Raw genomic sequence first — 14,500 nt, 5'->3', positions numbered from 1 at the left:
CTCTTAAGCCATTTGTGTGTTTGCATCAGTAGCAAGAGAGCCACTTTTAGCAGTAACTGTACGGTATACGTTGTAAGCCATAACGAGCATACCAACAACGATGAACACACCACCTAGGAAGCGCATAACATAAAATGGATAAGAAGCTTCAAGTGACTGTACAAAGCTATACATTAACGTGCCATCAGAGTTTACTGCGCGCCACATTAGGCCTTGCATAACACCCGAGATCCACATGGCTACGATGTAAAGGACAACGCCTACTGTGTGCAACCAGAAATGCGTATTGACCAGTTTGACGCTATACATATTTGAGTGACCAAATAACGCGGGAATTAGGTGGTAAATAGCACCGATAGATATCATAGCTACCCAACCAAGTGCGCCTGAATGTACGTGGCCAACCGTCCAGTCTGTATAGTGAGATAGCGCATTCACAGATTTGATCGCCATCATTGGGCCTTCGAAAGTAGACATACCATAAAAAGAGAGAGAAACAACAAGGAAACGCAGCACAGGGTCTGTACGTAGTTTATGCCAAGCACCTGAAAGCGTCATGATACCGTTAATCATACCGCCCCATGAAGGAACGAATAAGATAACTGACATAACCATACCCAGAGATTGTGTCCAGTCAGGTAATGCTGTGTAATGTAAGTGGTGAGGGCCTGCCCAGATATAAAGAGAAACTAGGGCCCAGAAGTGTACAACAGATAAGCGGTAAGAATATACGGGGCGACCAGCTTGTTTAGGAACAAAATAATACATCATGCCTAAGAAACCAGCGGTAAGTAAGAAACCTACAGCGTTGTGTCCATACCACCATTGAACCATCGCATCAACAGCACCTGCATAGATTGAGTAAGATTTAGTAAGTGAAACAGGAACGGCCATGCTGTTGACGATGTGTAAAACAGCAACGGTAATGATAAAACCTGCATAGAACCAGTTAGCAACATAGATGTGCGACACTTTTCGGTTGATAAGCGTGCCGAAAAAAACCACTGCATAGGTGACCCAAACAACAGCGATTGCAATATCAATTGGCCACTCCAGCTCAGCATACTCTTTCGAGCTCGTTATACCCAATGGTAACGTGATTGCGGCTGCAACGATAATTGCTTGCCAGCCCCAAAATGTGAATGAAGCTAGTTTGTCGGAGAATAAACGCGTTTGACAGGTGCGCTGAACGACGTAATAAGACGTTGCGAATAGTGCACTTGTACCAAATGCGAAAATAACAGCGTTCGTGTGTAACGGACGAAGTCGAGAGTAAGTTAACCATGGAATGTCGAAGTTTAAAGCAGGCCAAGCGAGTTGCGCTGCGATAAAGACACCTACACCCATGCCAACGATGCCCCAAATCACTGTCATTATAGCGAATTGGCGTACAACTTTATAATTGTACTCAGTTTGTGATGCTACTGTTTGGCTCATTTTCTGGATTCCGCTGCAGTTTATGCGATTAGAAATGAATAACCTGTAAAACAGGCCCTACTTTTATATTTCAACAAGCTCGCTTTCAGTACGCTAAATGTGATGAAGCAAGCCTGAGAAACCCTTATTTTTGCAAGGAAATAATAATTTTTTTGCAAAACAAAAGATACCTAAAACACCCTAAAGCATGACATCAATCAAATTTTCGGTGAGTTGATTACAACCACCTAGTTTCGCTGCTTGTAATCTAGGCACCACTTAAACTTGACTGGCTCAAATCTATCTAAAAGCGTAACATTAAGCTCAATTATAAGCCTGATGTTAGTTTAAATTATGCGCTATTTTTCAACATTCGCAGCGGTATTTTTGGTTTCTTTTGTGGTGTCTTGTTCAGACTTGTATTTAAGTATACATGAAAGTTCAGAAAAAAGTGAACGTTCAGTTGAATCTAAAAATTGCACGCTTGAAAAACCTTGTTTTTTGGCGGAGGGAGTTAAGTTTTGGGTGAGCTCCCTTGCGCCAAAACCAGAAACACCATTCAATGTGGTGCTCGAGATTGATGATCCGATAGAAATCCAAAGCGCTTATTTGGAAGGGGTGTCTATGTATATGGGGAAAATACCAATCACATTAGTTAATGCGGGGGGAGGGCAATGGCGTGGAGAGGCCATGGTCGGTGCTTGTAATTTAGCTGAGATGCAATGGCGCCTTAAATTCTTTGATACCAATAATAAGGAAGTACGCTTTTCTGCGACTATTTATACCTACCGATAATGCTTTCAGACACCTACTGGATGTATCCAAGTAAGGGATTTAGTGCGGTGCGTCAAGCAACACGCATGACTTGAGGGGTGTATTATTTTTGTACTTTTAGTTTGGTTTTTTGTTTGTTTTGTAACTATTTTGATTTGCTTTGTTATTTTTGGCGAAATTATCCTCTTAAATGTTTACTAGATCTGTTTATTGCCTTTTTGTTGTAAATTTGTTTTCATGAAAATAACAAGCTTGCTTTTATTTTGATCTTCCTTTGCAGGATTGTTGCGTTTGGTGGTTTTAATGTTGCAATTTTGAGTGCTTGAGTTGTGTTGGGTGTGCTTGAAAAGCAATCAGACATGCAGGCTAAGTATCAAAAAACCAACAAAAAAATATTTGCCAACGCTAGAGTTTTACTCTTTTGCAACTAAGCTTTACATAACTAAAAGAAAAATCTTGGGCATATTAAGGAGGCCTCAGTGGTGAATAAAAAAATTTACCTTACCCCAGTAGCGGCATCGCTGGCGTTAACTCTCGGTTTATCTGGTTGTAGTCTATTTGATAGTGAAGATGGAGCCTCAGTAGTTCCTGTCGATCCTGTAACCCCCGTTGATCCTGTCGATGTAGAAGGTACTGCAACTGCTGAGTTCAATGTGTTTGTTTCGGGAAAAGCCGTTAAAGGTACAATGAGAGATGCCCAATTGACAGTTAAAGAGCTTAAAAATGGCGAGTTAATTGATGTCGCATTTAGGGCTGAACTGGGCAGTGTAGAAGAGAAAGCGACCTCATCTACTGAAAGTGAAGCAGTCGCGAAAGCAACCGCGCAAATTATTGCCGGAAGTCCAAGTTCTTTGCAAACCGCAGATGATGGAACATACGGTTTTTATATCGACCAAAGTTTCAGTGGTTCGCTATATATCACCGTCAAAACGACAAAAACGAGCGGGTTTATCAAATGTGATGCTATTTTAGGCTGTGGTAGCTTCAGCGCTGCATCTAGCCTAGATACCAATGCTAACTTGGCAGTTGATTTCGACGAGTGGTACCAAGACGACTTAACACTCAACGTGGTGAAACAAATCACCGCACAAGCGAATCGAAAGGCTAAGGGGGCTGAGGGGACGACAAAATCATATACCGCGAATGCAACTATCTTTACCAGTCTTGCTTCTGCACTACTGCAATCTGAATCACAAAACGGCAATGAAATATCGGCTGCGGCAATATCTAAAGCAAGTTTGAGTACGCTATTACTATTACTTGGCCCTGAAGCTACAAAAGAAGCAGTATTGCTAGCTGGTGATATCTCTAGTGGGGGCGCGGTAGACTTTACCAATGTTGGTTCGGAAGATGTGATTGATTCCGGTACGCTTGCGCTGATTAATGTCGCATCGACGTTACAAAATATTGCCTCGAACAGTGGTGACAATGTGACCTTAGATACGGTGCTTGGCACTTTGAAAGATGGTGTCTCAGCCGGTGCTGTAAAAGGGAGTAGTAATCAAGCCGTAGCGTCACTTGCTAATACGCTTCAAGAAGAAGTGAGCAAAACCGCGACGGTTTTTGTTGCAATTGCAAGCGGTGATATCGAAGCGATCAAACAAGCATTGAAAGAAGTTGCCCCAGAGCTAAGCGATGATGTCGTCTCCGATTTGGCTGATAAAGCCAAAGATGCACGTGACAATGCTATCGAATCGGGAGCAACCGACGAATCAACCCTAGAAGGTGCTGCAGAGGATTCTAAGAAAGCAGTAGAAGATTTGGGTTGTACTGGTGATGAATGTGACTCAGAAGATCAATCATTAATAAATGAGGGTGTCACACAGCTTAATGAGGCTTTGACTTCGGCTCAAGCAAGATACGCAACTTTAAATGAAAAGTTTGATGCGCTTAACACTACGTTAGCCAATGTTGTTGCGGCTGGTCAAACAATAGAAACAGATGCTCAAAGATCGGCCTATCTACAACTAGCAGATGGTTTGGTCGTTGAGATCGCTTCAGCTGATTTGGTTGGAGATATTACAAATTTAATTGCTGAAGTAACGCTAATCGTGACCAGTGCGGAGTCTTTTGCAAGCTTAACCAATGCGGCCCAAACCATATTCACTTCTGGGCAAGCGTTATTGCAAAATACAGAAACACTGAACACAAACTATGCAACACTCTCTGCCAGTGCGAGTGCTGAGCTACAGAAAGCAGTGGACGCAATCGGTTCAGGTAGCAATGCGGATAAAGTACTTGCTGAAACGGCCCTTATGCGAATTGCAGAAACTCAAAACGCATTCAATGCACAAAATAGTACGCTAGATAATACAGTCGAAGATGCAAAAAGTCAGTTCGCTGCGGCGACTGATACAGCTTCCTTGCAAGTAGCGGTTGCAACTGCACAAAGTGCTATTGAGTTGTTTGGTGAAATAAATAGTGGCATTGATGCAATAGTCAGTGATGTTGCTTTGGCGAAAACGCGTGCAGAAGGTTACGTTGCGTCAGCTTCAGACGCGCAAAAAGAGGAAGCGGAACAAATTCTTGCGGATGTTATTGCAATAGAAGCTCAGTTAAACACTGACATTACAGCATTTAGAGCGAAAGAGCAGACAATTCGAGCTCTGAAAACTGAAATTGAGTCTAGCTCTGACATCGCAAGAGGAAAGGAAGGCACAACAAGGCTTACCTCTATTAACTTTGTGACCAAAGAAGGTGCAGATTCCGTCTTTAATGCTGGTGAAGTTGTGTACGATGTTGTCCGAGATATATGGGAACAAGATTTAGGTTCGGGGCAGCATTCAGGCACGGCACCAAATTATCCTGACTGGACGTATACATACGATACAGATGGTTACCAAATTGAGCTGAAAAATGCCCAAGAAGGTACAGAGGTGTCGGCTGTTGCGCAAGTTAACTCAGGTGCATCAAGTAGAATAATTCTCACTTGGAGTGGTATTTTAAAAGCCATAGAGGGGCAAACTGTTGAAGTAAAATCCCCAGATCTCGCAGAATGCGAACGTTGGGCGTTAGACATCATCGCAACACCTAATGCATCATGCTCTGTTATTTCAATAGATGGTAATATTTCCACCATTGAAGATGCGAAAGACTTTGAAGCTTCCAAAGCTGAAACGTTTAACATTGTTGAGTTTATTGATGGGCAATATGGTTTCGATGGCACCATGCATGCCGTAATGACGTCTGAAGATTTGAATGGTAACCCAACGTCTTTATTTGTGGACGATGCCGTGGAAGTGGCTCAAGTTAATATCAGTGGCACAACCGAAGGGTTGGCAATGAGTATTAAGCTAGACTTGAGGAATGCAAATGGCATTGATGAATTAGGCACTGCTAATGTCACGTTGGATCTGTTTAATGGCTACGCATTCAAGGTAAATCTGGTTGATTCTGATGCACCGTTAGTCGGGGAAGTATCCGTAAATAACAATACTACGCCGTTAAAGGTAGGAGATGTGCTTGAAATAGAGAATGGTTTCAGAGTTACCTACATTGATGGTGTATCAATTGATTACACAGACATAGACTTTTTAGGCCAATCAGGCAATTAAAAATAATATAATAACAAAGGGAAGGCGGAACTAGTTCCGCCTTTGTTTTACTTGCTTATGATAAAATCCTGTTTTACCACCTTAGCGTTATGCACTGCGTCAACGGTATACGCTGCAGATATTGAGTTTCTTCACCATTTTGACTCTGAGATTTACACCGAAGCTCAGCCTGTGAAGTCTTTTTTAGATGAATTTGATCATCCCTTAACAGCGGGAGATAGCGCCTTTACATATAATGTTTTTGAGCTTGGAGTGAAGTACAAAGGGGTCTCTATTGGTGCACAAAGTAGATATAACTATGTACTAGAATTTGACCCTGATACCGCTTTGTTTACTTACCTGGAAAAGAACGACTTACCATTTGAAAAGAGAAACTATCGCTATTTACTCAAAGGAAAACAATCGACTACCCATGGTGTGTTTTTAGCCTATGACATTAAAACACTTGGACACGGTCTGACAATCACGCCCAAAATTACTTATTTTCAAAGTGCCCACTTTCAAGATGCGGTCGTCGATGGTACGGTTTTTAGTGATGAAATTAAAGGTGCATTAGAAACCGAGTACTTTTTTTCTAGAGACATCTTATTTAAAACTTTTACGCCAGAAGAGCGACCAGATGGTAAAGGATACTCTTTTGATTTGGCAATTAATTGGCAGCTAAATGATGATCTTTACTTATCACTTAGGGCGTTGGATTTAATCAACGAGACACAATATAAAGGGGCTGGTTTTGTCAATGGCTTCACGACTGATGTCCCCTTTATAGAGCAGGGGGACAGCATTGTAACAGAGCCCTCTATTCGTCTTCGCACCTCTGCTTTTGGAGGCGAAATAGACTATTCGTTTGAGCATGATGCGCGTTATTATTTTGATATTTCCTATCGAATTAACAATCAATTTTCTGTTGATTTATTTACCCGCTTTTTTAACAACGACACATTTGTTCAAGGGAATGTGAATTACTACTTTAGTGATGATTGGAAGGTCTTCACTGGGTATGAAAGTCACTCGAAAGCCGTCGAGGTTGGCATAGCGAACAAGTATTTTGGTGCTTCTATTAAAACAGACAAATTAGATCTAGATGATGCGTATTATGCGAATGTTAACTGGTATTTGAAGTTGGCATTTTAGGGAGTAATTATGAAAAAGTTAAGTGCGATATATGCGCTGTCTGCTGCTCTGCTCGGGTGCGGAGGAAGCGGTGCTGATGCCCCTCAAGTTTCTGACATTCAACCTGGATCCGGCAATAATATCAATGAGCAATTTGAGGCCAAGATAGCGTTTTACATGCCACCTTATGTAAGTGATAAAGGAACGCTGGAAATAACCAATTTAAAAGAGAGCTCTACGGAACGTCATCAAGTGGCGTCTCTCAATGCATTCGAGATCACACTGCTTGTCGGTGGGCAATACCAATTTACATTTGAACCAGACAGCGACCAAGTATTTTGCCCTAAAGTTACTGGCTGTGGTCGCTCTAAGTTGAATGACCCAAATGATCTAAATGGTAACAATGAAATAGACTTTGAAGAGCCTGTAGATGCAAAAATAAACCTCGCGTTGACCGCATTGCCAGTGCCTGGTTCCAACCAACTGTTTTTTTCTTCATATTCGAGTGCTATTTCCACAGACAACTATGACAGTCGAGTCTTATCATTGACTGCGACCCCACATTATCAGCTGACAATCAACACGGTGCTTCAGAAGCGAAAAGCTGAATATATCGCGAATGCCATGGTTTATGCGGATATAATGCAGCAGTTTACGTCTGATGTTGCGAGCTCTGTTCAATTCTCTGATGCGTTCAATGGTCAAATGCAGCAAGAAAACGAAATCTGGTCGTCATACATCACATTTGCAAATGAATATCTAGCAGACACATTAATGGGGGAAGGATCTAATATTTTATATCGTGAGGATGCGGCAAGAACGCTACTCGAAGTTAATGAGCTGTTTAGGTTACGGCCACTGCAAAAAAGCCAAGACACCATTGTTCCTTACAACAAAGATTTGCTCGATGAAGTGAGGAATGCGCTAGGTGTTTTGAGGCTGCAAGAAGAACAGTATAGTGACGAACTAAAACAAAAATTGGAAGACGTCGAAAACATTGCCAGCAATGATGCACAAGAAGCCTTTGTTACAATCGGAGAAGTGATTGGTGACGCGGTGAAACACGTCTCTCCGTTTCAAGGTTCTACACCTGGTGAATATGACCTTCCTGGGCTAAATATTAGCTATGAAACGCAACCTAGTTTCAGGTGGCAAGTCAGTGGAGTGCGTCGAGGGTTCGAGGTTGATCTAGATATCACAGTACCCGAATGGCGAATAAGCCCAACATTGGGTGACAAGATAGTAGGAACCGGCGGCGGCTCTGTTAAAAAGCCTGGTACTAACCTAGCGGTGTCATTTGAGCGCTTTGAAATCGTCACTAAAGCCAGTTTCGATCCGAGCAACGTTCAAGAAGTTGTGGGTATAGCATCTGCAATAGGGGCGCTCGAATTAACGCAACAGAATGCGAGTTTGACAGGGGATATTACACTGGACTTGATTCGAGAGCCTCTCAGTATCAAGTTAACGAAAACAATCATCCCTTTCTTGTCGATAGACGGTGTCTTAAACACTCCCAATCAAAATACGCCAATTAGGTTATATGCAAATGAGCGTTCTCCGCTTGCACTTAATGAAGAGCTTGATATCACCGTAGGTGTACAGTTAGAGCTCGCGTTAAACGGTGCTAAGGGCTTGCGTCTGCAAATGGATGGTGAGCCTGATACTTTATCTAATTTTGGCACAGCAGATATCGCGATGGTATTGGGTGAGCATGTAAGCGAGATTACCGTGACCAACGTCGGTGGCAATATCAACCTTATTGTTCGTGGTCGAGATGGATATTGGATTGATATAAAGAAGAAAGATACGCTATTTACTGGCGGGTTCTATTTTGGAGATAAACTGGTTGGAGACGTCAGGACAATAAGACGTGTGCCAGGGGTTTTGTTTCCTGATGGTAGCTTTGAGTCTTTATTTTAATATAGAATATCAATATTCATGAAAGGGCCAACTGGCCCTTTTTTTTGTATTAAGAGATACCTGTGAAAAAGATAGTTGTGATTGAAGCGCTCAAATTTGCGCTTGAAGGGAAGCTTTATGAAGCGAAGGCTGCCGCAGACAGTGCTCGCCAAGACGCGATACACGAGCAAAGTGCGGCTGAAACCCAATATGACTCATTAAGTATTGAATCAGGGTACCTAGCTGAGGGTCAAAGTGAACGAGTTGAACAAGCGATTCGGGCTATTCATCAGTTTGAAGCATCCTATAATCTAAACCCTGAGCCCCATATTGTTGAAGGCGCTTTGGTACAGATTGCTGATGAAGCTGAGTCCAAAAGCTGGTACTACATAGGCCCTGCTGAGGGCGGCCTCAAAATTCAAATCGCACAAACACAAGTAATGGTTTTGACAGTAGCATCGCCGCTAGGGCAAGTGCTTTACCGTAAATGTCTCGAAGATGAGATCGAATTTAACTTTAACGGTCGCACTCAATATTTGTATGTAGACGCTATTTTATAATTATGAGAAGAGCTTCTTCCTGACTATTTGCCTGTAGTTGCTAGGGGTTTGATTCATCTGCTCTTTGAAAGCCCGTGAAAGTTGGCTCTGAGAGGTAAACCCGACTGTCAATGCGATATCCTGAATACTTAAATTGGTAGAAGACAGGAGTTCAGATGCTTGTTGTATTCTGACCTCTTGTACGTAGTTGATGGCCGTTTTTCCCGTTGCGGCTTTGAATCTGCGATTAAAACTTCGATAACTCATATCGAATTGTTCAGCAACCTCACTTAACGAGGATATAGCGCTAGCGTTGTTTTTCAACCAAAATTGAATAGCAGCGATTTGTTCATCGCTATGTCTGTCGACGGCACCTTCCAGGTAGCGTTGTTCTTCATATGGCTTTCTGATTTCGTGAGAAAAGTTCTGTTGAACGTGATTCGCGGCGTCTTTGCCGTAAAACTGTCCAATCAAATGCACCACAACGTCAGCTAGGGCATTGAGGCTAGCCACCGTATATATACGATCAGATTGAGTAATAAAGTAATCGGGTTTCAAATCCACGTTACTGTAGTTTTTAATAAATTGTTTCGCATAATGCCAGTGTGTTGTGGCAGAGTGGCTATCAAGCAAGCCTGACTCTGCTAAAAAACACACTCCCGTGCCTACGCCGATTAATGTGGCCCCATGATGCCATGCCTCAGATAGGTTACTTGCTAGTAACGGATTGTTTGCCACCACGGGTCTTGGGTTACGCCAAATGCTCGGTACAATAATGTAGTCGTAATCCCGTAATGTGACGAAATTAGATTGAATATCCATAGAGATACCCATCGATGTCTTTACGGGTTGTCCTGAATGACTCAAGCAGTCTATTTCCAGTGGCAAATAAGACGCTTGGCAGTGACGCTTTGCAAATGCTTCTCCTGCACGCAACATTTCAATCGGCAAAGTGACGCTGGTGATCAATAATTGTTCATATAAAGTAAGTGCTATTTTAATATACGTCATAAAAACTCGTCTGACCTCTTTATGTTGGCGAAAAATGCATTATTAGTGGCGGGTTTTGTAAAGTTATATTATCTACTTCATTCTAGAATTATTGCAACAAATAAGTTTTAGATGAGTTATATATGACAGCATTACCAATCATTGTCGGTATGGGCGGCATTAACGCTGCGGGGCGTACGTCGTTCCACCAAGGTTACCGAAGAATTATACTTGATAAACTTGATGATGCTGCGAGAGAGGAAACTTTTCTTGGCCTCGCTACGCTAATGAATTTGGTGTCTTTTAAAGATGGCCAATTAGTATCGCAAGATGGCGAGGCTGTTAGCGTTGGTGAAATTGAAGAGAAATTTGGCCAACAGATAATTGATGGCACTCTAATCAGAAAAATTGAAAAAAATCACTTTGATGTCGATGCAACGCATTGGCAGCAAAAGCTGACGGTTACGGCAAACAGCAGTGAGGGGATCGCCTTTACATGCCGAAAGCGTGATTTACCATCGCCGGTACCTAGTAGCTGGGTTGTTGAAGAAATTGAACCAAAAATGGTGAGCGTTAGAGTACCTGAGCAGCTGGAATTTAAACATGACAGTTATAGAGACAATCCTATAAAAGCTGCCGGTCAATTACCAACAGGGTTTGAACCTGCGAATTTGTATAATAGTAGGTATCAACCCCGAGGTTTACAAGCGACTATTTTCGCAGCGACAGATGCCATCAAGTCAACAGGTCTAGATTGGGATGCTGTAATGAATAGCGTCAAGCCTGATGAAATTGGAACGTATTCGGCATCTGTTGCTGGTCAAATGGATGCTGAAGGGCTTGGCGGTCTTGTTCGCAGTCGCTTGAAGGGCGATCGCGTCAGTACAAAGCAACTGGCGCTGGGACTAAATACAATGTCTACTGACTTCATCAATGCCTATGTGACAGGCAGTGTTGGCACAACCTTTTCTACGACGGGTGCGTGCGCAACATTTTTATACAACTTGAGAGCCGCAGTGAATGATATTCAAGCTGGACGCACGCGCATTGCGGTTGTAGCCAGTGTTGAATGTGCATTGACGCCAGAAGTCATCGAAGGCTTTGGCAATATGGGGGCGCTTGCCAATGAAGAAGGCTTGAAAAAGCTTGATAATTCTGACGTTGCAGACCATCGCAGAACTAGCCGTCCGTTTGGTGAAAACTGTGGCTTCACCATTGGTGAAGGTGCGCAAGTAGCAATTTTAATGGACGACAAACTGGCATTAGAACTTGGTGCACAAGTGATGGGTTCTGTGGTCGATGTATTTGTGAATGCGGATGGTGTTAAAAAGTCAATTACGGCACCAGGCCCAGGCAACTACATTACCATGGCAAAATCGGTTGCATTGGCGCAACAAATTGTAGGTACAGACTCAATACAAAAACGCAGCTTTATTCTTGCTCATGGTTCAAGTACACCACAAAACCGGGTGACCGAGTCGGCCATATACCACAAAGTTGCGGAAGCGTTTTCTATTGAGGGTTGGAAGTTAGCAGCGCCAAAAGCGTTCGTTGGCCACACGATTGCCCCAGCATCGGGTGATCAACTTGCTATGGCACTTGGCGTATTCACTCATAATATCATGCCGGGTATCACGACAATCGATAAGGTGGCAGACGATGTGTGGAACGAGCACCTTGATATTCGTACCACGCATTATGACTGTGGTGAGATGGATGTCGCGTTTATCAACTCTAAAGGTTTCGGTGGTAACAACGCGACGGCGACTGTGTTTTCTCCTAAAGTGACGCTGAGCCTATTGCAAAAACGTCATGATGAAGAAGTGCTGAGTAACTACAAACAAAAACTGACAAGCACAACGGCTGTTCAGCAAGAATACAAAACTGCCGCTGATCTGGGTCAATACGAACTTATTTATCGATTTGGTAATGGCATGATAGACGAGTCTGAATTAGTACTTGATCAAGACATGCTGCAAATACCTGGGTTTGAACAGGCAATATCTTTAAATGGATTCAACCAGTACCAAGATATAAGTAAGTAATAGAATTAATGTTAAGCAGTTAAAGGCGCTAAGGAAAAGCGCCTTTTTTCGTTCTTGCAAACCCAGTTATTACACCGTTATTTTTATCAGTTCGCTATTTCAGTCTTTCAAAAACTGTGCGTGAAACGCAATGTGGGTTTCTATAAACGATGATATGAAAAAGTAGCTATGATCATACCCATCATGGCTTTGGTACTCGATATCATAGGTACTGTCTTTTGCTGCTTCTAGTAATTTCGTCGGCTTTAACTGCGCTTCTAAAAACTGGTCCGCACCACCTTGGTCTATTTTGATTGGTAACTTCCTATCGTATGCAGATGCTTTAATTAATTCCGTTGCATCATACTTCGTCCATGCTGCTTGGTTCTCTCCCAGATACCCCGTCAGAGCCTTTTTGCCCCAAGGACTATCAATGGGATTTGAGATTGGCGCGAACGCAGATATGCTTTCGTACGATACGCTATTTCGTAAACCGATGATCAATGCACCGTGTCCGCCCATAGAGTGTCCACTGATGCTTTTTTTGCTGTTTACGGGAAAGTGCGCATTAATAAGGTTGGGCAGTTCGGTGGTAATGTACGTGTACATATTATAATGCTGTGCAAAAGGAAGTTCAGTCGCATCAACGTAAAACCCAGCGCCTAGGCCAAAATCATAGGCGCCTACAGGGTCATCAGCAACGTCCTCACCACGCGGACTTGTATCTGGTGCGATGATGGCAATGCCACATTCGTTGGCATATTTAAACACGCCAGCTTTTTGCATAAAGTTTTCATCATTGCAGGTCAATCCAGACAGCCAATACAGGGCAGGTACCTTTTTATAACTGGCCTGTTCTGGCAAGTATACAGCAAAAGTCATCTCACAATTATTGGCCTGACTTTGGTGTTTGTAACGCTTATGCCAACCGCCAAAAACTTTGTTTTCGCTAATTAATTCCATGCTTGAGTAAGTGCCTTTAGTTTAGTTGTATCGAATTATGTGCGAGTGACGGCAATGGAAAATTACCGTCACTACAATTGCTTAATAATGAATGACTGAACGAATGCTCTTACCTTGATGCATTAAGTCAAATGCTTCATTAATATCTTCTAGATCCATTGTATGAGTAATAAAGTCATTTAATTTAAACTCACCCGCCATATAACGTTCAACAATCTCAGGTAGCTCTGAGCGACCTTTTACGCCGCCGAATGCGCTGCCACGCCATACGCGTCCAGTTACAAGTTGGAATGGCCTTGTAGATATCTCTTGACCAGCACCTGCCACGCCAATAATGACCGATTCTCCCCAGCCTTTATGACAGCACTCAAGTGCACTGCGCATCACGTTGACATTGCCGATACATTCAAATGAAAAGTCAACACCGCCTTCGGTCATCTCGACAATCACTTCTTGAATCGGTTTATCAAAGTCATTTGGGTTTATTAAATCGGTTGCGCCTAGCTTAGATGCAAGCTCGAATTTGTCCGTATTGATGTCAACGCCGATAATGCGGCCAGCCCCAGCCATCGTCGCGCCAATAATTGCTGATAGACCAATTCCACCTAAGCCAAAAATTGCAACTGTGTCGCCTTTTTGAACTTTAGCGGTATTTAAAACAGCACCCATACCTGTGGTCACACCACACCCTAAAAGACAAATTTCTTCCAGAGGGGCGTCTTTGTTCACTTTTGCCAACGAGATTTCAGGCAAAACGGTATACTCAGAAAATGTCGAAGTGCCCATGTAATGATAGATTGGTTCACCATCTTTATAGAAGCGTGTGGTGCCATCAGGCATTAAACCTTTTCCTTGAGTTTCACGGATTTTTTGACACAGGTTTGTTTTACCTGATGTACAAAACTTACATTCTCCACACTCTGGTGTATAAAGAGGGATAACATGGTCACCGACAGCGACACCGGTGACACCTTCGCCCACGGCTTCAACAATGCCAGCTCCTTCGTGTCCGAGAATTGCGGGGAACACACCTTCAGGATCGTCACCTGACAGTGTAAATGCATCAGTATGACATACGCCAGTGGCGGTAATTTTTACTAAAACCTCACCTGCTTGAGGCATCATTACATCCACTTCTTCGATACTGAGTGGTTTACCTGGGCCCCATGCAATTGCGGCCTTTGACTTAATAAATTGTGCCATTTTGTTGCTTTCCTACTTTTATAGA

General features: G+C 42.8%; 10 protein-coding genes. 6 read left to right on the top strand and 4 right to left on the bottom strand.

Annotated elements, in window-relative coordinates; genetic code table 11:
* Nucleotides 1-3: 3 nt before the first annotated feature.
* Entirely contained in the window at nt 4-1,437 is a 1,434-nt protein-coding gene (gene ccoN / locus L1286_RS11885; RefSeq protein WP_063357257.1) for a cytochrome-c oxidase, cbb3-type subunit I, read from the bottom strand.
* 333 nt (nt 1,438-1,770) lie between these two features.
* On the opposite strand from ccoN, the gene L1286_RS11880 reads away from it, so the two are divergent.
* The 5 genes from L1286_RS11880 (at nt 1,771) to L1286_RS11860 (ending at nt 9,316) form a co-directional block, all read left to right on the top strand.
* Nucleotides 1,771-2,211: a hypothetical protein gene (locus L1286_RS11880; RefSeq protein WP_235407269.1), complete on the top strand. Its 441-nt coding sequence runs from the start codon at nt 1,771-1,773 to the stop codon at nt 2,209-2,211.
* 458 nt (nt 2,212-2,669) lie between these two features.
* Nucleotides 2,670-5,744: a hypothetical protein gene (locus L1286_RS11875; RefSeq protein ID WP_235407268.1), complete on the top strand. Its 3,075-nt coding sequence runs from the start codon at nt 2,670-2,672 to the stop codon at nt 5,742-5,744.
* Between the two features lie 57 nt (nt 5,745-5,801).
* Entirely contained in the window at nt 5,802-6,878 is a 1,077-nt protein-coding gene (locus L1286_RS11870; RefSeq protein ID WP_235407267.1) for a hypothetical protein, read from the top strand.
* A 9-nt stretch (nt 6,879-6,887) separates the two neighbouring features.
* Nucleotides 6,888-8,777, top strand: coding sequence for a hypothetical protein (locus L1286_RS11865; protein ID WP_235407266.1), 1,890 nt, complete (start codon nt 6,888-6,890; stop codon nt 8,775-8,777).
* Nucleotides 8,778-8,839: 62 nt separating this feature from the next.
* Nucleotides 8,840-9,316, top strand: coding sequence for a transcription elongation factor GreAB (locus L1286_RS11860; protein WP_235407265.1), 477 nt, complete (start codon nt 8,840-8,842; stop codon nt 9,314-9,316).
* Here L1286_RS11860 and L1286_RS11855 read toward each other — a convergent pair whose 3' ends face one another.
* On the bottom strand, nt 9,317-10,306 hold the full coding sequence (locus L1286_RS11855; protein ID WP_235407264.1) for a GlxA family transcriptional regulator: 990 nt from the start codon (nt 10,304-10,306) through the stop codon (nt 9,317-9,319). It lies immediately after the preceding gene.
* 122 nt (nt 10,307-10,428) lie between these two features.
* Here L1286_RS11855 and L1286_RS11850 point away from each other — a divergent pair, with 122 nt between their 5' ends.
* Nucleotides 10,429-12,330 (top strand): beta-ketoacyl synthase, encoded by a 1,902-nt coding sequence (locus L1286_RS11850; protein WP_235407263.1) that lies wholly within the window; start codon nt 10,429-10,431, stop codon nt 12,328-12,330.
* 99 nt (nt 12,331-12,429) lie between these two features.
* Here L1286_RS11850 and fghA read toward each other — a convergent pair whose 3' ends face one another.
* Complete coding sequence (gene fghA / locus L1286_RS11845) at nt 12,430-13,272, bottom strand: S-formylglutathione hydrolase (protein ID WP_235407262.1); 843 nt, start codon at nt 13,270-13,272, stop codon at nt 12,430-12,432.
* A gap of 81 nt (nt 13,273-13,353) precedes the next feature.
* Nucleotides 13,354-14,475: an S-(hydroxymethyl)glutathione dehydrogenase/class III alcohol dehydrogenase gene (locus L1286_RS11840; RefSeq protein ID WP_235407261.1), complete on the bottom strand. Its 1,122-nt coding sequence runs from the start codon at nt 14,473-14,475 to the stop codon at nt 13,354-13,356.
* Nucleotides 14,476-14,500 lie beyond the last annotated feature (25 nt).

The sequence above is a fragment of the Pseudoalteromonas sp. SMS1 genome (assembly GCF_021530565.1).
GTDB lineage: Bacteria > Pseudomonadota > Gammaproteobacteria > Enterobacterales > Alteromonadaceae > Pseudoalteromonas.
Note: the sequence above shows the minus strand (reverse complement) of the source record. Positions and strands in the feature narration are given on the sequence as shown.